Raw genomic sequence first — 18,478 nt, 5'->3', positions numbered from 1 at the left:
CACCGCCAGCTTTTTTGCTATTCGGATGCCACTTGAAATACGCAATGAAACCGATTCACGCCACTCGGGCGGCGTTGGCCGCGTTGGCGCTCGCCCTTCTCTCTCCCGCCCACGCCGTGACGATCCCGCCCGGCGTCACGCTCGCAGCCACCCAGGAACTGACGCGGCAAACACCCGTCGAGGCAGAATCGATCGACCCCGCGCATATCGAATCCTGGGCCGCTAATACCATCGGCCTCGACCTGTTCGAAGGCTTGACGCGAATCGCCGCCGACGGTGCGGTCGTGCCGGGCGTCGCGCAATCGTGGAGCCGCAGCGCGCCCGATACATGGATCTTCAAGCTGCGCCACAACGCGCGCTGGAGTAACGGCGAGCCGGTCACGGCCGCCGATTTCGTCTATTCATGGCAACGCGTGGTCGATCCGAAGACCGGCTCGAAATACACGATCCTGGTCGAGTTCGTGAAGAACGCGAAGGCGATTCTGGCGGGCAAGGCGCCGCTCTCCAGTCTCGGCGTGCGCGCGGTCGATCCGTACACGGTAGAGGTCAAGACCGAAGACCCGACCGCGTTCTTTCCGCAACTGACCGCAATGTCGACGATGGCGCCGGTGAACCGCGCGACGGTCGCGAAGTACGGCGACGAATGGACCCGTCCCGGCCACATGGTCAGCGACGGTGCGTATGCGTTGAGCGACTGGCAACCGGGCAACCGTCTCGTGATGGTGAAGAACGACAAGTACTGGGATGCGAGCAAGGTCGCGATCACGAAAGTCACCTATCTGCCGATCGAAAGCGACGAAACGGCAATGCGGATGTATCAGGCCGGCCAGTTCGATTACACGTATTCGATTCCGTCCGGCATCTATAACCAGGTCAGCAAGCAGTTCGGCTCCGAACTGAAGACCGGGATGTTTATCGCCAGCTACTACTACTCGCTGAACAACGCCGACCCGGCCTTCAGGGACAAGCGCGTGCGCGAGGCGCTGTCCATGGTGATCGACCGCAACCTGCTGACGTCTAAACTGACCGCAAGCGGCGAGTTGCCGCTGTACGGCCTGATTGCAAAAGGCACGCAAGGCGCGGCGCAATTCCAGCCCGACTGGGCCGCGTGGCCGATGGCGAAACGCATCGAAACCGCGCGAGACCTGCTGAAACAGGCGGGCTATTCCGCTGCAAAGCCGTTGACGTTCACGCTGACATACAACACCAACGACCTGCACAAGAAGGTCGCGCTATTCACGACGTCGGAATGGCGCACCAAGCTCGGCGTCAACGTGAAGCTCGAAAACGTCGAGAATCGCGTGCTGCTGAAAATGCGCCACGACGGCAAGGTGCAGGCGTCGCGCGACGGCTGGTTCGTCGACTACAACGACGCGATGTCGTTCTTCGACCTGATCCGCTGCAACAGCGTGCAGAACGACCAGCACTACTGCAATCCGAAGGTCGATGCGTTGATCGATCAGGCGAACCAGCAGATGGACGAAGCGAAGCGCACCGCGATGCTAACGCAGGCGCACGACATCGCGATGAACGACTATCCGCTGATTCCGATGTTCCAGTACTCGGCGGTGCGGCTCGTGAAATCGTATGTGGGCGGCTATTCGCCGACCAACTACGTCGATCAGCGGCAGTCGCAGGACATGTACATCATCAAGCACTGAGCGCAAGGAGCCTTGCCATGCTGGCTTATACATTGCGCCGCGCGTTATGGGCGATCCCGACGATTCTCGCCGTGATCACCGCGTGCTACCTGCTGCTGCACCTGACGCCCGGCGGCCCGTTCGATTCGGAGAAGCATCTGTCGGCGGCCGTGCTTGCCAATCTCGACGCGAAATACCACATCGATCAGCCGCTGTGGAAGCAGTATTTGCTGTACCTCGACTCGCTGCTGCACGGCGATCTCGGCGCGTCGTTCCGCTACACGGACTGGTCGGTCAGCGAACTGGTGTGGAAAGCCCTACCGGTCAGCCTCGGCGTCGGCGGCATTTCGGTGCCGATCGCGCTGGTGATCGGTGTGGCGCTCGGCACGGTTGCGGCGGTGCGCCGCAATGGCGTGATCGACTACGGCGTGATGCTGCTCGGCAATCTCGGCAGTGTGGTGCCGCCATTCATCCTCGGCCCCGTGCTGGTGTGGGTCTTCGCGATCCTGATCAAGCGCGGCGAGCATGGTCTGCTGCCCGCCGGCGGTTGGGGTGACGGCGACTGGCACTACCGCGTATTGCCGATCGTACTGCTCGTGATCATCAACGTATCGACGATTGCGCGCGTGATGCGCGGCAGCATGATCGAAGTGCTGTCCGGCAATTTCATCAGGACCGCGCGCGCGAAAGGTCTGGCCGGCCGCACCATCGTCTTGCGTCATGCGCTGAAACCGGCGCTGATGCCGGTCGTATCGCTACTCGGCTCGCTGTGCATTTCGTCGATCACCGCCGCGGTCGTCACCGAATCCGTATTCGCGCTGCCCGGTCTCGGGCAACTGGTCGTGAACGGCGCGATCAATCGCGACTACACGCTGGTGCTCGGTCTGGTCGCATTGATTACGGCATTCGCGGTCCTGTTCAATCTGCTGGTCGATCTTGCTTACGCATGGCTCGATCCGCGCATCCGGTACTGACATGAAGATACGTCGATTCAACCTGGCCGCGCGTGCGTTCGTCGCGCCGCCGGCCGATGCGGCGTCCGCAGGCGGCTGTCTGCCCGGCGGCATCGTCACGAAGGCTTCGCGCGGACCGTTCGCGATTGCCGGCATGCGCTTTTTGCGTAATCGCGCGGCATTTGCAAGTCTCGTGATCCTGCTGCTGATCGTCGTCGCATGCTTTGCGGGGCCGCTGTTTCTGCCCAACAATCCGGTCGACAGCGACTGGGGATCGATCAGTCTGCCGCCGTCGTGGCTCGGCATGCATCTGTTCGGTACCGACGAACTCGGTCGCGACCTGCTCGCGCGCACGCTGGTGGGCGGGCGCGTATCGCTCGAAGTCGGGTTGCTCGGCACGCTGGTGTCCGGACTGATCGGCGTCGCGTGGGGCGCGACAGCCGGCTTCATGGGCGGACGCGTCGATGCCGTTATGATGCGCGTCGTCGACGTGATGTACGCGATTCCGTACATGCTGATCGCGATCATGATGATGACGCTGTTCGGCCGCGCGTTCTATCTGGTCGTGCTGACCATCAGCGCGTTTTCGTGGCTCGATATGGCGCGCGTGGTGCGCGGTCAGACGCTGTCGCTGCGTTCGCGCGAATTCGTCGACGCGGCGCGTGCGACTGGCGTCAGCACCCGCGCCATCATCGCGCGGCATATCGTGCCGAACCTGATCGGCGTGGTGGTGGTGTATGCCACGGTCACAGTGCCGTCGATCGTGCTGACGGAATCGGTGCTGTCGTTTCTCGGACTCGGCGTCCAGGAGCCGATGACGAGTTGGGGCGTGCTGATCGAAGACGGCGCCCAAAAACTCGAATCGATGCCGTGGCTGCTGCTCTGCCCTGCCGTCATGCTGTGCGTGACGCTGTATTGCGTGAACTTCGTCGGCGACGGTTTGCGCGACGCTCTCGACCCCAAGGATCATTGACATGGCGCTACTCGAAGTGAAGGACCTGAGTGTGCGCTTCACGCGCCGCGAAGGACCGCCGGTCGATGCGGTCCAACGCGTGTCGTTTTCGCTCGACGCGGGCAGCACGCTGGGCATCGTCGGCGAATCGGGGTCGGGCAAGAGTCAGACCGTGATGGCGCTGCTCGGTTTGCTGTCGTCGAACGGCAGCGTGTCGGGCACCGCACTGTATCGTGGCGAAGACGGCGGCGATCTGCTGACGATGAACAACGCAGCGCTGAACAGGATTCGCGGCAACCGGATCGGCATGGTGTTTCAGGACCCGATGACGGCGCTCAATCCGTTTTTGACCATTGAACGGCAGATGACGGAATCGCTGCAATTGCACAAGAAGCTGTCGCGTCGCGAAGCGCGTCGGCGTGCCATCGAGGTGCTCGACACGGTGCGGATTCCCGATGCCGCACGCCGCATCGGCATGTATCCGCATGAGTTTTCCGGTGGTATGCGGCAGCGCGTGATGATTGCGATGGCGTTGCTGTCCGAACCGGACATTTTGATTGCCGACGAACCGACTACCGCGCTCGACGTCACCGTTCAGGCGCAAATCATCGAATTGCTGCGCGAACTGAATCGCGAGCGCGGCACGGCAATCGTCCTCATCACGCACGACATGGGCGTGGTCGCCGGTTTGTGCGATACCGTGATGGTGATGTATGCAGGGCGTACGGTCGAGCAGGCAGACGCGCGCGCGCTGTTCGCGGCGCCGACCCATCCGTACACGATCGGCCTGCTGAACGCGCTGCCGCGCATCACCGACGACGACGACCGCCCATTGCAAACCATTCCGGGCAATCCGCCTTTGCCGGGGCAAATCGGCGCGGGTTGCGCGTTCGCACCGCGTTGTTCGTTTGCAGACGATACTTGCCGCACCACAGTGCCGTCGCTCGATGCGCGTAGCGATCTGGCGGGTGCATTGCGCGCGTGCCACCGTCCGGTTTCAGCCATTCTGGGGGCCGTTCGATGAACCAGCATTCCGCTTGCAACAGTACCGAACCGCTGCTGTCGGTGAACGAACTGAAGGTGCATTTCAGCGTGCCGCGCGGCAAATTACCGTGGTCTGGCAAGGCCACGCTGCGCGCTGTGGACGGCGTGTCGTTCGATGTACGGCGCGGCGAAACCGTCGGGCTGGTGGGTGAATCCGGCTGCGGCAAGTCCACGCTCGCGCGCGCGATCGTCGGTCTTGCGCCTGCGTCGGGCGGCAGCGTCAAGCTTCACGGCGTCGAAACCGTGCAAGGCGCGAAGCGCGATCTCGGCATCTTGCGGCGCGACGTGCAGATGATCTTTCAGGACCCGCTCGCGTCGCTCGATCCGCGCATGACGATCGAGCAGATCGTCGCGGAGCCGTTGATCACGCATCGGCCCGATGTCGCGCGCGCCGATGTGCGCGCTCGCGTGCTGACCATCCTCGAACGTGTCGGCCTGAATGCGCAGCATCTGCGGCGCTATCCGCATGAGTTTTCGGGCGGGCAATGTCAGCGCGTCGGAATTGCACGGGCATTGATCAGCGAGCCGCAACTCGTGATCTGCGATGAACCGGTGTCCGCGCTCGACGTGTCGATTCAAGCGCAAATCGTTAATCTATTGCGCGACTTGCAACGCGAACTGTCGTTGTCGCTGCTGTTCGTCGCACACGATCTGGCCGTGGTGAAAGCAATCAGCCATCGCGTGATGGTGATGTATATGGGGCGCGTGATAGAGTTCGGCGAAAAACGCGCGCTGTACGCGGCACCTGCGCATCCCTATACCCGTGCATTGCTGTCGGCCGTACCGGTTCCCGACCCGACCGTCGAGCGCGCGCGACGGCATCTGCTGCTTCAAGGCGAGATTCCGTCGCCCTTGCAACCGCCGTCGGGATGCGCGTTCCGCACGCGCTGCCCCGCCGCGATCGACGCATGCGGCGATGCGCAACCGCAAGCGGTTTCCCAGCAAGGTGATGCACGGCGGGTTGCGTGCATCCGGGTTCCCGTTCCTACCGAATAGCGCCTGTTTCACGGGCGGGAGTTCAACAACCGGGACAGCGGCGAAAGCCCACGCTCGACCGGCCCGAGCTGACGGCCTGGTGATGGGCCAAAAGCAAAGCCCGTTCAAGTTCCCATGAACGGGCTTTGTCCGGCGGAGTGGACGGGACTCGAACCCGCGCCCCCGGCGTGACAGGCCGTATCATATAGGCTGCGAGGCCGGACTGGCATGGCGTGTGACTCCTGAGTAACGGAACACCACTCGCGGAACACCACTCGCGAAATGGTATATCGATACGTATATCACGACCACATCAAGTCAATATTTATTGAAAATCAACAAGTTGTGCAACTGATGAAAATCGCCACCTGGAACGTCAACTCCCTCAAAGTCCGCCAGCAACACGTCATCGACTGGCTCGCGAGCAGCGGCACCGACGTGCTGTGCCTGCAGGAACTGAAGCTTCCCGACGAAAAATTTCCGCGCGCCGAACTCGAGGCGGTCGGCTATCGAAGCTGGTACGCGGGTCAGAAAACCTATAACGGTGTCGGCATTCTGGTGCGCGAAGGTTTGAACGTCGACGAAAGCAGCATCGTGCGCAACATCCCCGGTTTCGAGGACCCGCAGCAGCGCGTGATCGCGGCAACCATCGACGGCGTGCGCATCATCTCCGCGTATTTCCCCAACGGCCAGGCGCCCGGCACCGACAAGTTCGCGTACAAGCTGCGCTGGCTCGACGCGCTGCACGACTGGCTCGCCACCGAGATGACGCTGCATCCGAAGCTCGCCTTGCTCGGCGACTACAACATCGCGCCAGACGACCGCGACGTGCACGATCCGAAGGCATGGGAAGGTCAGAATCTGGTGTCGCCCGAGGAACGCGCGGCGTTCGTGCGGCTGATCGGCCTCGGTCTGCTCGACGCGTTCCGCCAGTTCGAGCAGCAGGAAAAAATCTATTCGTGGTGGGACTACCGGATGATGGCGTTCCGTCGCAACGCGGGACTGCGCATCGATCACATCCTGCTGTCGAAGGCATTGGCCGACATCTGCTCGGCGTGCGACATCGACAAGGTGCCGCGCAAGTGGGAGCAGCCGTCGGATCACGCGCCAGTGTTCGCGCAGCTGGGCTGATCCGGCATACAGCGACGAAACGAGGCAGCGCTGCCTCGCGTCCCTATTGCTTCAAGCGCCGCCCAGCACACCCCACAAGAACCCGAACACCATCGCATCATGCTCGGCCTGCTCCAACTCATCGGAGCCGCCGTGGCCGCCTTCCGTATTCTCCCGATACCACACGTGCTGCGCGCCCAGCGCCTGCATGCGCGCGGCCATTTTGCGCGCATGGCCGGGATGCACGCGATCGTCGGCGGTCGACGTCGTGAATAGCACCGGCGGATACGCGACACCCGCCGCGAGGTTGTGATACGGCGAATACGCGGCGAGCGCACGCGCTTCATCGGGTTCGTCGGGGTCGCCGTACTCGTCGATCCACGAGGCGCCCGCATGCAGCAGGTGATAGCGGCTCATATCGAGCAACGGCACCTCGCAGACGACCGCGCCGAATAGCTGCGGCCGCTGCACCATGCAGGCGGCCACGAGCAAACCGCCGTTGCTGCCGCCCTGAATGCCGAGCTGTGCGGCGCTCGTCACGCCGGTCGCGATCAGCGCCTCGGCGACCGCGATGAAATCATCGAACGCGCGCTGGCGATGCTCGCCTTGCGCCGCCGTGTGCCAGTGCGTGCCGAACTCGCCGCCGCCGCGAATATGCGCGACCACGTACACGCCGCCGCGTTCGAGCCAGCCGATACCCTGCCCCGTCAGATAGCTCGGCAGCAGCGGAATCGCGAAGCCGCCGTAGCCGCTCAGCAGACAGGGGCGCGTCGGGCTTTCATCGCCCGGCGATGACGGCGCTTGCTTCGGCCCAATCACCGTGTAGGGTACGCGCGTGCCATCGGCCGATACCGCATGTCCGCGCGTCACCGCGACGCGCGTCGCGTCGAACTGCGTCGGCCAGCGGTCGAGCAACTCCCATTCGCCGGGCTCCTCGAGCGCGAGATCGGAGAGCCAGTAGGCGGGCGGTTGCAGATAATCGTCGGTGTCGACAAACACCTCGTCGTTCAATGTCGACTCGACCGGCGACACGTCGACCTGCGCATCGCCGCGCGACGCGAACACGCGCTCACGCCACTGCCAGGTGCCGTCCTCGCGCCGCGACGGCGTCCAGATCAGCGTCTTGCCGCGCACGTCGTCGAGATACGACACGATCATATGATGGCGCGTATGCGACCACTCGCAGGCCGAGGTCAGCGGCGTCGGCGTGAAGAGCGGCGTCACGTCGCGCTCGCCGCGCAGAAACGCGTCCTCGCGAATCGCGAGCAGCGCGCCGCCCGGATAGCGCGCGAGATTGCCGTCCCACTCGCACTCCCAATCGAGCCGCGGCTCGAGCAACAGCCAGCCCTGCCACGCCCCCACCGCGACGTGCGACGGCACTTCGTAACGATGCCAGGCGTCGCTAGCGTCGTCGAGGTAATACGTGTGCGAATCGAAAAAGTCGACGCTGCTCGTCACCGTATGCCGGCGATCGACCGGATCGTAATGCGCCTCCACGCCGATGTCGCCAAACTCGCCGCGAAACACGACGGGCGCATCGGCGAGCGCCGTGCCGCGGGTCCAGCGCCGCACGTCGCGCGGATAACCGGAGCGCGTCAGCGTCTTGCGCCCATTGTCCCAGCCGACGTACAGCGTATCGCGATCGATCCACGACACCGTGTGCTTGCCCGCCTTCGCAATCGCGAAGCCATCGTCGACGAAACGCCGCGCGTCGAGATCGAACTCGCGCACGACGAGCGCATCCGAACCGCCCGGCGACATCGTGATCAGCGCGCGGTCGCCGTCCGGATAAAGGATATCGAGATCGACGCACACCCACGGCGTGCCGTCGGCCGCGCCGAGCGCGTCGAAGTCGAGCAGGTTCTGCCACACCGGCGCGCCGTTGCGCCATGCGGCCCACGCAGTGCGTCGCCAGAGACCGCGCGGATTGCGCTCGTCCTGCCACAAATCGTAGGCCCAGTCCTTCCAGCGATCGGGAATCACCGGACGCTCGCGCGGCAGATAGGCATCGGCGAGCCGCCGTCTGAGCGCGTCGAACGACTCGCCACTGCACCACGCCACGCGGGTGCGCGCATTCTGCGCGTCGACCCATGCGAGTGCGTCAGCGTCGTACAGCTCTTCGAGCGACAGGAAAGGATCGGGGCAAAGCGGCCACTCGAACGGGGCGGGAGAAGCTGAAGAAGCTGGCATCGTCGGCTGTTGGATCGGAACAGCGTTGATTATGCCTCGTGCGCGGTGGTTGACGGTTTGCCGCGGGGCGCGATGCAACAACGACGAAGGCGGCCTGAGCCGCCCTCGCCTGCCATGCAGCATCGCTCAGAACGAGCGTGTCAAGGCTCCAGATTGAGCTCCTGAATCTTGCGCGTAATCGTATTGCGCCCGATGCCGAGCCGCTCGGCCGCCTCGACCTTGCGGCCGCGCGTGAAGTCGAGCGCCTCGCGGATCACGGCCGCTTCGAAGCGGCGCGCGAGTTCGTCCATCACGTCGGCCGCGTTTTCGCGCAGCATGCGCGCGACTTCGGTGCGCAAGCCGCCTTCCCATGCGCTCAGCGCGGTGGCGACCGACGCGCCGGCCGCCCCACCCGGATGCACGAGCGCGCCGCCGTTCGTGCCAGCGAGCGGCACGCCGCCCGCGATTCCCGCATTGGTCGCCACGGTGCCATCCGCGCCGGCAGCGGCGCCCGCACCAGGCTCGCTCCCGCTGCCGTGCGCGGGACCGAGATCGGGCGGCAGATCCTTGGTTTCGATCGTCTGCGCGGGCGCCATCACCGTGAGCCAGTTCGCGAGATTCTCGAGTTGCCGCACGTTGCCCGGAAACGGCAGCGACGCAAGATACGCGAGCGCCTCCTCGGACACGCGCTTCGGTTCGACGCCGAGATCGCGCGCACTCTTTTGCAGGAAATGCCGCGTCAGCAGCGGGATATCCTCGTTGCGCTCGCGCAACGCGGGCAAGCGCAGACGGATCACGTTCAGACGGTGATACAGGTCCTCGCGAAACAGTCCCTGCCGCACGCGCGATTCGAGATTCTGGTGCGTCGCCGCGATCACCCGCACATTCGCGCGCAACGGATTGTGGCCGCCCACGCGATAGAACTGCCCGTCCGACAGCACGCGCAACAAACGCGTCTGCAGATCGAACGGCATGTCGCCGATTTCGTCGAGAAACAGCGTGCCGTTCTCGGCCTGCTCGAAGCGTCCCTGGCGCATCGCCTGCGCGCCGGTGAACGCCCCGCGCTCATGACCGAACAGTTCGGACTCCAGCAAATCCTTCGGAATCGCGGCCGTGTTCAACGCGATGAAGGGGCCGTTCGCGCGTGGGCTATGTCGGTGCAGCGCGCGCGCGACCAGTTCCTTCCCGGTGCCTGATTCGCCGGTAATGAGCACGGTGGCCGCCGAATGCGACAGGCGGCCGATCGCGCGAAACATGTCCTGCATCGCTGGCGCCTGGCCGAGCATCTCGGGCGCTTCGGCGACGCGGTCGTCCCACGTCTGCTCGCCGCGCATGCTTTCGTCGACCGCGCGGCGAATCAGCTCGACGGCCTTGTCGACGTCGAACGGCTTCGCCAGATACTCGAACGCGCCGCCCTGGAATGCGGCGACCGCGCTATCGAGATCCGAGAACGCGGTCATGATGATGACCGGCAAGCCCGGCACCTTGTCGCGTACGGTTTGCAGCAGCTCCAGCCCGGAGCCGCCGGGCATGCGGATATCGGAGACCAGCACCTGCGGGCTGTCGTGATCGAGCGCGGCCGACGCTTCGCGCACGTTCGCGAAGCTGCGCGTCGCGAAGTTCTCGCGCGCCAGCGCTTTCTCGAGCACCCAGCGAATTGATTGATCGTCGTCTACTATCCAGATCGGCTTCATATAGGTCGGTCAGAAGTCTTGAGGTGCTTGTGTTATCTAGAGGTCGAGCGGCAGCAGAATCTGAAACTCGGTATGGCCCGGCCGGCTGTCCACCTCGATCAGACCTTCGTGCTGCTGCACGAAGGTCTGCGCTAGCGTGAGACCGAGACCGCTGCCGTCCTCGCGCCCCGACACGAGCGGATAGAAAATGCGGTCGCGAATCTCTTCGGGAATGCCTGGGCCGTTGTCGATGATATGCAAGTCCAATGCCAGCTTGCACAGGCGTTTTGAAATCGTGACCTTGCGCGCGATGCGCGTGCGCAATTCGATGCGCGCATCGCCCTGCGAGATCCGCTCGCGCAACGCCTCGGCCGCATTGCGCACGATGTTCAGCAGCGCCTGGATCAGCTGCTCCTTGTCGCCGCGCAGATCCGGCACGCTGACGTCGTAGTCGCGCTCGATCGTCAGGCCGCGCGGAAACTCCGCGAGAATCACCTGACGCACGCGCTCGCACACCTCGTGAACATTCACGTCGCCGACGATATGCGGATGCCGGTGCGGTTCGAGCAAGCGGTCGACCAGCGTCTGCAGACGGTCCGACTCCTTGATGATGACCTGGGTGTACTCGCGCAACTCGTCGCGCTCACGTTCGCCGAGTTCGAACTCGAGCAGTTGCGCGGCGCCGCGAATGCCGCCCAGCGGATTCTTGATTTCGTGCGCGAGATTGCGGATCAGATGCTTGTTGACGGCGGTCAGGTCGTTGATGCGCTCTTCGCGGTCGGTGCGCAGATGCCGCTCGTTCTCGAACAGTTCGAGCAACACGTAGTCCTGCGCGCTTTCCAGAAAACCGACGATCGCATGCACGTGCAGCGGCTCGTGGCCGGGACGTTCGAGCACGGCGTCCAGATGCGTCGCGTGAAAACGGTGTGCGGCGATCGCGGTGATCGTCGCGACCAGTTCGTCCGCGTTCGAGAAGATGTCTGGCCACGCCATCTGCGTGAGTTGCTTGCGAGACATCTCCAGCATCGACTCCGCCGACGGATTCGCGAACGCGACGCGCAGCGTGCGCTTCTCGAGCACCAGCAAGACGGTCGGCAGCGCCTCGAAGCCTGGCAGCAAGCCGGAACTCACGAGCTGCATGTCGTCCGACAGCGTCTGTTCGTGTCCTTTCCTTGCCTTGATCAGATTCTTGAGAACCATCTTGCAGTCTGGCCGGTAGGAGATGGTGATAAATCAGGAGTGCTGCTTTATTGTGCTTCACCGAATGCCGTGTTGCCCGCGCGCGGCCGGCCTTGCGTACGGCCTAACGAAAAAGGGACGGCGCCGCCGTCCCTTTGTGACCGATCGCGAGCGTCGGGCAAAGCGCTTCGCCGGGTGAAGGGCGAAGCGCCATGGCCCCCTTACAGCGAGTAATACATTTCGAATTCGATCGGGTGCACCGCCTGACGATAACGCTGCAGTTCCGTCGTCTTCAGTTCGATGTACGCGTCGAGCATCGCATCCGTGAACACGCCGCCGCGCGTCAGGAACTCGCGGTCCGCGTCGAGCGAGTCGAGAGCCTGGTCGAGGCCCGCGCACACGGTCGGGATCTTTGCATCCTCTTCCGGCGGCAGGTCGTACAGGTTCTTGTCGGCGGCTTCGCCCGGGTGAATCTTGTTCTGCACGCCGTCCAGACCCGCCATCATCAGCGCGGAGAAGCACAGGTACGGATTCGCCAGCGGATCCGGGAAGCGCGTTTCGATACGGCGGCCCTTCGGGTTCGAGACGTGCGGAATTCGGATCGATGCCGAACGGTTGCGAGCCGAGTAAGCGAGCTTGACCGGCGCTTCGAAGTGCGGCACGAGACGCTTGTACGAGTTCGTACCCGGGTTCGTGATCGCGTTCAGCGCGCGAGCGTGCTTGATGATGCCGCCGATGTAGAACAGCGCGAATTCCGACAGACCTGCGTAGCCATTGCCCGCGAACAGGTTCGTGCCGTCCTTCCAGATCGACTGGTGAACGTGCATGCCCGAACCGTTATCGCCGACGACCGGCTTCGGCATGAACGTTGCCGTCTTGCCGTACGTGTGCGCGACGTTTTGGATGATGTACTTCAGTTGCTGCGTCCAGTCGGCGCGCTGCACCAGCGTCGAGAACTTCGTGCCGATTTCATTCTGGCCCATGCCCCCCACTTCGTGGTGATGCACTTCGACCGGAATGCCGATCTGTTCGAGCAGCAGACACATTTCCGAACGGATGTCCTGGAACGAATCGACCGGCGCGACCGGGAAGTAGCCGCCCTTGGTGCCCGGACGGTGGCCGGTGTTGCCGCCTTCGAATTCCTTCGCCGACGACCACGGTGCTTCTTCCGAACCGATCTTCACGAAGCAGCCCGACTGATCCGTGTTCCACTGGACCGAGTCGAAAATGAAGAATTCCGGTTCCGGACCGAAGTACGCGGTGTCGCCGAGTCCCGAACTCTTCAGGTACGCTTCGGCGCGCTTCGCGAGCGAGCGCGGGTCGCGCTCGTAGCCCTTGCCGTCAGCCGGTTCGACGACGTCACAGGTCAGCACGAGGGTCGATTCTTCGTAGAACGGGTCGATGAAGGCCGTGTTCGCGTCCGGGACCAGCAACATGTCCGATGCTTCGATGCCCTTCCAGCCGGCAATCGACGATCCGTCAAACGCATGGCCGCTTTCGAACTTGTCTTCATCGAATGCCGACACCGGCACCGAAACGTGTTGTTCCTTGCCGCGCGTGTCGGTGAAACGGAAGTCGACAAACTTGACGTCTTCGTCCTTGACGAGTTGAATGACGTCGGCCACGGATTTACTCATAACCTATCTCCTGATTAACAATTTCGGCGGATTCAGCCGCCGCCCAATCTAGCTGACCCATCCCGGAACGTCCACTTATATGGCGTCGCGGGCGGAAAATTCTGCCGGGATAAATCGATCGGCACCAATAAAGCAGATAGTGTGCCACCTCTGGGCCTCGTATGCGCAAATCCGGCGCACACCATTACGCTGCTTACGTTTGCCGGCCACGCACGAGGCGCGAGCAGCCTCGCAAACAAACGTGCGGGCATCGCAACGCACCAATTTCGCGCATTCACTGCTTTGGAAATGACGATCACTACCATTTTGGTGCATTCAGCAGAAATGCACCATATTTGCGCATCGAGGTTAGGACGGCGCCCGCGACTGCCCGGCGCCGTCCAGTCTACACAGGTCTGTGCGCTGCCTGCAGCGCGCTAGAATGATCATTTGGTCCGAAGGAGATTGACGCTCATGAGCACGCTCGAACAGCTTTACGCGAAGGCGGACGCCCGCCGCACCGAGAACCAACTGCCCTACGCGGGCGCGGTATCGCCGGCCGAGGCGTTCGAACTGCTGGAACTCGATCCGCGCACGCGTCTCGTCGACGTGCGTACCCGCGCCGAGCTCGACTGGGTCGGCCGGCCGGTGATCGGTGATGGCCAATACGCGCATGTCGAATGGACGCGCTATCCGGGCGCGGTGCCCAATCAGGAGTTCGTGCAGCAACTCGCGAAGGTCGCCTCGCCCGACACGCCGGTGCTGTTCCTGTGCCGCAGCGCCGCGCGCTCGAAGCTCGCCGCGATCGCCGCGACCCAGGCCGGCTTCACGAAGGCGTATGACCTGCTGGAAGGCTTCGAAGGCGACAAGGACGGCCAGGGGCATCGGAAGACGGTGTCGGGATGGTGTTTTCGCGGCTTGCCGTGGATCGGAGCCTGATGGCGCGTGGCGCACTGCCCGCATCTGCGGAAGCCCGTGGCGCGGCGCTGAAGCACGCCGATTGAAACGGTTCGCGCCGACCACGCATTGATTGCATCGTCGGCGCGGGTTGTGACACTGCGATGTCGCGGTTCGCGCCAACCTGACCCTCAGGCGCGGACCGCTTGTTTTGTCGAGCGCCGCGCGCGCGGCGCTCCATTGTGTTCAGGGCGCGGCCGAAATCCCGAACACGTGCAACTTGCCCGCGCTGACCTGTTTCGGCAGCGTGACGCTCGCCACGAGCTCGCCCGGCGGCATCGCGATGGTCTGCTCCACCGCCATCGCTCGCCCAGTTATATAGCCATGGCACCTCGAAGGTCGGTTCGTCGCCCATATAGAAGTTGGGCAGGCTCATCCCCGCGTTCGAACACCGTAAAGAACGCGTTCAGGCGCGACACCGCCGCCGTGTTGCCGCCCAGTTGCGCAAACGGTCCGACCGGGGTTGAACGGCACCATCCACATGTACTGCCCGGCATTGCCTTCGACGTAGTTGTCGGTGCTGCTCTGCGTCTGCGCAATCCAGCTTCCGTCCGAGTTGCGCGCGGCGATCAGAGGCGGCGGCAGCGACGTGTTGAGCAGGTTCTGCCAATAGGCCGAGCGGCTCAGCAGCATCTTCTGGATCGTTGAATTGCCCAGTTGGCCGGCAAACTGCGAAATGGCGAAATCGCTGCTCGCGTATTCGAGCGTCGACGATGCCTGCCCCCATTCGCCATTCGTGATGTAGCCGAACTGCAGATAACTGGCGCGGCCGCCGTTCGTGGTCACGCCATTGCACGCCGTTCCGGGAACGTTGGCCATCTTGATCACGTGCTTCAGCGCGCCCGAGGTATCGAACGCTCGCGCGCCGAATGCATAGGCGCCCGCCACGATCAGCGAGCCGGCGTCGCCGGGCATCACGCCATCCTCGACGTTGTCGTTGACCCAATGCGGAATCGCGCCGCACTGATCCGCATCGTTGACTAGCGACCGCGCCGCCATATCGCTGGTTTCCTGAGGAAACAGCGTGGCTTTGAGCGCAATCAGCGAGCGATAGATGTCCCAGCCCGAAAAGCTGGTGTACTGCGCCGCGTGGCCCGCGCTAACCGTATGGACCTGCTGGTCGACGTCGATATATTGGCCGTTGGAATCGCTGAATACGCTCGGCGCCCACAGCGCGTGATAGAACGCCGCATAAAACTTCGTCAGCGCAGCCGTGTCCTGACTACTTACCTGAATCGTATTGAGGGCCCGCTCAGCTTCACGGCTTACCCGCGGCTGCTGCCGCCGCTGCCGCCGCCGCTTCAGGCTCGACGATATCGCCACCGAGCAGATGCACCCCCTCTCGCAGCTTCACGAACGCCGCGGCGACGGCTTCCGGTTCACCCTTCACACCCAGATCGATGTGATGCCGCGCATACACGCCGCCGCGCTCCGCATCCCCGACGCTCGGCAGGCTGAACACCCGCACGCCCGGAAAATCGCGCTCGATTTTCTCCATCAGCGGCGTCACGCGCGACTCCGGCAACTCGAACACCAGCAGCGATTTTTCAGCGTGCGGCGTCGTGTGATGCAGATGCGCGTACCGCGTGTCGAGCACCCACTCGATCATCGGCCAGGCCATCACCGGGAAACCCGGCACGAAATGGTGTTGGCGGATCGAAAAGCCCGGAATCTTGTTGTAGCCGTTCGGAATGATGTCGGCGCCCTGCGGGTACGTGCCCATATTCAGGCGATGCCGGTTCTCGGGCGAGTTCAGATCGAGCGGCGCCGGCGAGTTCGCCGGATACATGTCGCGGATACGCTCCTGAATCAGCTTCGCGGCTTCCGGATGCAGCTCGAGCGGCACGCCGAGCGCGGCCGCCGCGCACTGGCGCGTGTGGTCGTCCGGTGTCGCGCCGATACCGCCCGTCGAGAACACGATGTCGCCCGACGCGAACGTGCGCCGCAGCGTCGCCGTGATGCGCTCCGGATCGTCGCCGATGTACTCCGCCCAGCCGAGCGACAGCCCGCGCCCGCGGAGCAACTCGATGACCTTCGGCAGATGCTTGTCGACGCGTCTGCCCGAGAGGATTTCATCGCCGATGATGATGACGCCAAATGCCATTGCCGCCTCTTTCGTTTGATCAATAGGGAACCGGCGCGACCTCACGCGCGCCACCAGGCGCTTCCGCCCGCATGCGCTGCAGCGCGCGCAGGCAGTAGTTGCCGAACCATAGCGCCGAGAACACGAGGATGAACGCGTAAATCCAGATCGTCACCGTCGTGATCACGGGGAACAGCACAATCAGCCATACCGACGACGCCCACAACAGCGTCGGCAGCGAACCTAGCAGGCCGCTCACGATACCGATCAGCAGCAACGGCAGCCGGTGGCGCCGCACCAGTTCGCGCCGCTCGTCGCGCGTCGCATGCAACGAGAGCGCATCGTAGGTCATCACGCGATACGTGAGCCATCCCCACAGCAGCGGCGGAATCAACGCGAAGAACGGCGGCACGAGCCACAGCGGCAACGTGACGATCAGCAGCGCCAGACACAGCAGCGTGGTCCAGAGCGCTTGACCGAGGCTACCGTACCACGTTCCGCCGCGGCGCATCTCCAGCCCGGCGAACTGGCGGGCCGCGAGAAAGCGGATCACGGCCGGCATCGACAGCATGGCGATCAGCAGCAGCACCGTGACGACGATCAGCGGGATCGCCATCGCAATCACGATGAACGGCGCGATGACCGCGTGCAGCGTCGAAAAACCGAGCACGTCGAACAGATGATAAAGCGTGGCGGTGAAAGACCAGTCGTCGAGCCAGGTGCGGGTCGCGCCGGTCAGCGTCTGCCAGAAGAACCACAGGAGTACGCCCCAGCCGACCGTCGCGACGATAAACGGTTTGAAGGTCAGCCAGAGCATGCGCGGATGCAACGCGCTTGCGAGTGCGCGCCCAAACGAGCGCAACAGATCATTCATGCGAGCCAGTGCCTGCGAACGAAACGATGGACGGGAGAATCGCGCCGCGCCCGGGCCAGGCATGCTGGGGCACTGGAGGGTGCGCTCGAACGTGCACAGCATAAACCAAGGAACGCGCCGCCGGCGGAAGCGAGCAGCGCGGCGGAGTGCGCGCTCGAATGGATCCGCAATGGACTCAGAACGGACTCTGGACCGACTCAAACGGCAGCGGTGTCGTTGCCGGGTGCGCGGCGCTTCGATACGAGGCGATGCGCGATGCGCACGAAGGCGAACCAGTGCTGCTCCCAGAATCCATCGCCATAGCGGCGGCCTTCGAGCTGATCGCTGATACCGGTCGGCTCCCTATCACGGCTCCACGACACGCTGCGGAACAACATGTCCCACCACGGGAACAGCACGCCGAAATTGCAACCGTATTTGAGCCCTTCATGACCGTACCCGATCGCGTGGTGACGGCGGTGGAACGCCGGGCTGACGAGCAGCCGCTCGCCGAGCCAGCCGTAATACAGGCGGATGTTCGCGTGCTGCACGCTTTGCGCGAGATTCGTGATCGCAACCAGCACGACGAACTGCGACGGCGGCACACCGATTGCGAGCGCGATCATCGCGAAGAACGACGCCTGCAGCAGATCGTCGAGCAGATGGTTGCGATCGTCGGACCACAGCGACATCTGCCGCTGACTATGGTGTACCGCATGCAGCTCCCACCACACGCCGACGCGGTGCTGCCAGCGGTGATACCAGTAGCCGGCGAAATCGAGTACGAGCAGATACATGACGAACGTGACGAGCGGCTGCGTGGTCACGCCGGGCCACAGGTTGTCGAAGTTCAGGTTCGCGATGCCGTGCAGCCGCAGCCAGCCTTGCACGTTGTCGAAGAACGGTTGCAGCGCGAAGAAAAAGAACAGGTTCAGAATGCCGAGCTTGGCGATCCACGTGTACAGCACGTCGACGCGCACGGCCTTGCGGTTCTCCCATTGCTCGACCGGGCGCAGCGCCTCGAGCGGACGCAGGATCGCGTACATCGCGAGCACCTCGAGCACACCGACGATGACCCAGTACAGGCTGTCGTAGGTGTCCTCGTCGTAGTCCATCAGATTGAACCGGAACAGCAGCGGCTGCACCACGTCGACGTACAGCCACGTCTGCGCGGCTGAAACGAAGCTGTCGAGTGAGGAGAAAATCAGATGGAACATGATGCTGGCCTGTTACTTCATCCTTGGTGGCTCGTGGCGTCCTGGCTCTGCCCTGTT

Annotated in this window: 14 protein-coding genes, 1 tRNA gene and 1 pseudogene; 7 read left to right on the top strand and 9 right to left on the bottom strand. The window is 63.6% G+C overall.

What is annotated here, in order from left to right:
- Positions 1–44: 44 nt before the first annotated feature.
- From F6X37_RS23775 to F6X37_RS23755, 5 genes are read left to right on the top strand one after another with little or no spacing between them, the layout of a single operon-like run.
- Entirely contained in the window at positions 45–1,661 is a 1,617-nt protein-coding gene (locus F6X37_RS23775; protein ID WP_187612968.1) for a peptide ABC transporter substrate-binding protein, read from the top strand.
- Between the two features lie 17 nt (positions 1,662–1,678).
- The gene (locus tag F6X37_RS23770; RefSeq protein WP_187612967.1) at positions 1,679–2,614 is read left to right on the top strand and encodes an ABC transporter permease subunit; all 936 of its coding nucleotides are present in this window, start codon (positions 1,679–1,681) and stop codon (positions 2,612–2,614) included.
- A 1-nt stretch (position 2,615) separates the two neighbouring features.
- The gene (locus F6X37_RS23765) at positions 2,616–3,566 is read left to right on the top strand and encodes an ABC transporter permease (protein ID WP_409258950.1); all 951 of its coding nucleotides are present in this window, start codon (positions 2,616–2,618) and stop codon (positions 3,564–3,566) included.
- Position 3,567: 1 nt separating this feature from the next.
- Positions 3,568–4,569: an ABC transporter ATP-binding protein gene (locus F6X37_RS23760; protein WP_187612966.1), complete on the top strand. Its 1,002-nt coding sequence runs from the start codon at positions 3,568–3,570 to the stop codon at positions 4,567–4,569.
- The gene (locus tag F6X37_RS23755) at positions 4,566–5,585 is read left to right on the top strand and encodes an ABC transporter ATP-binding protein (RefSeq protein WP_184006046.1); all 1,020 of its coding nucleotides are present in this window, start codon (positions 4,566–4,568) and stop codon (positions 5,583–5,585) included. Before F6X37_RS23760 ends, F6X37_RS23755 begins: the two co-directional genes overlap by 4 nt.
- Positions 5,586–5,718: 133 nt before the next feature.
- On the opposite strand, the gene F6X37_RS23750 is transcribed toward F6X37_RS23755, so the two are convergent.
- Positions 5,719–5,841: transfer RNA gene (locus tag F6X37_RS23750), tRNA-OTHER, on the bottom strand.
- Between the two features lie 77 nt (positions 5,842–5,918).
- On the opposite strand from F6X37_RS23750, the gene xth reads away from it, so the two are divergent.
- Positions 5,919–6,695, top strand: coding sequence for an exodeoxyribonuclease III (gene xth / locus F6X37_RS23745; protein WP_090800854.1), 777 nt, complete (start codon positions 5,919–5,921; stop codon positions 6,693–6,695).
- Between the two features lie 51 nt (positions 6,696–6,746).
- Here the strand turns inward: xth and F6X37_RS23740 are convergent, their stop codons facing one another.
- From F6X37_RS23740 to glnA, 4 genes are all read right to left on the bottom strand, one after another.
- A complete protein-coding gene (locus tag F6X37_RS23740; RefSeq protein ID WP_187612965.1) occupies positions 6,747–8,864 on the bottom strand; it encodes a prolyl oligopeptidase family serine peptidase in 2,118 nt (705 codons plus the stop codon).
- A gap of 140 nt (positions 8,865–9,004) precedes the next feature.
- A complete protein-coding gene (ntrC, locus tag F6X37_RS23735) occupies positions 9,005–10,537 on the bottom strand; it encodes a nitrogen regulation protein NR(I) (protein ID WP_187612964.1) in 1,533 nt (510 codons plus the stop codon).
- A gap of 36 nt (positions 10,538–10,573) precedes the next feature.
- On the bottom strand, positions 10,574–11,716 hold the full coding sequence (gene glnL / locus F6X37_RS23730) for a nitrogen regulation protein NR(II) (protein WP_184048104.1): 1,143 nt from the start codon (positions 11,714–11,716) through the stop codon (positions 10,574–10,576).
- A gap of 200 nt (positions 11,717–11,916) precedes the next feature.
- Positions 11,917–13,332: a type I glutamate--ammonia ligase gene (gene glnA, locus F6X37_RS23725; RefSeq protein WP_184063875.1), complete on the bottom strand. Its 1,416-nt coding sequence runs from the start codon at positions 13,330–13,332 to the stop codon at positions 11,917–11,919.
- 453 nt (positions 13,333–13,785) lie between these two features.
- Between glnA and F6X37_RS23720 the strand changes: the two genes are divergently transcribed.
- Positions 13,786–14,250 (top strand): rhodanese-like domain-containing protein, encoded by a 465-nt coding sequence (locus F6X37_RS23720; RefSeq protein WP_090800864.1) that lies wholly within the window; start codon positions 13,786–13,788, stop codon positions 14,248–14,250.
- A 310-nt stretch (positions 14,251–14,560) separates the two neighbouring features.
- Here the strand turns inward: F6X37_RS23720 and F6X37_RS37050 are convergent.
- The 4 genes and pseudogenes from F6X37_RS37050 to F6X37_RS23700 form a co-directional block, all read right to left on the bottom strand.
- Positions 14,561–15,513: pseudogene (locus F6X37_RS37050) on the bottom strand (glycoside hydrolase domain-containing protein); the annotation flags it as partial.
- Positions 15,514–15,526: 13 nt separating this feature from the next.
- Positions 15,527–16,372, bottom strand: a complete 846-nt coding sequence (locus F6X37_RS23710; RefSeq protein WP_187612963.1) for a competence/damage-inducible protein A — start codon at positions 16,370–16,372, stop codon at positions 15,527–15,529.
- A gap of 19 nt (positions 16,373–16,391) precedes the next feature.
- A complete protein-coding gene (locus F6X37_RS23705) occupies positions 16,392–17,225 on the bottom strand; it encodes an EI24 domain-containing protein (RefSeq protein ID WP_187612962.1) in 834 nt (277 codons plus the stop codon).
- Between the two features lie 197 nt (positions 17,226–17,422).
- On the bottom strand, positions 17,423–18,421 hold the full coding sequence (locus tag F6X37_RS23700; protein ID WP_187612961.1) for a sterol desaturase family protein: 999 nt from the start codon (positions 18,419–18,421) through the stop codon (positions 17,423–17,425).
- Between the last annotated feature and the right edge of the window lie 57 nt (positions 18,422–18,478).

It is taken from the genome of Paraburkholderia sp. 31.1, assembly GCF_014397645.1.
Taxonomy (GTDB): domain Bacteria; phylum Pseudomonadota; class Gammaproteobacteria; order Burkholderiales; family Burkholderiaceae; genus Paraburkholderia; species Paraburkholderia tuberum.
This window is presented reverse-complemented; position numbering and strand designations above follow the sequence as displayed.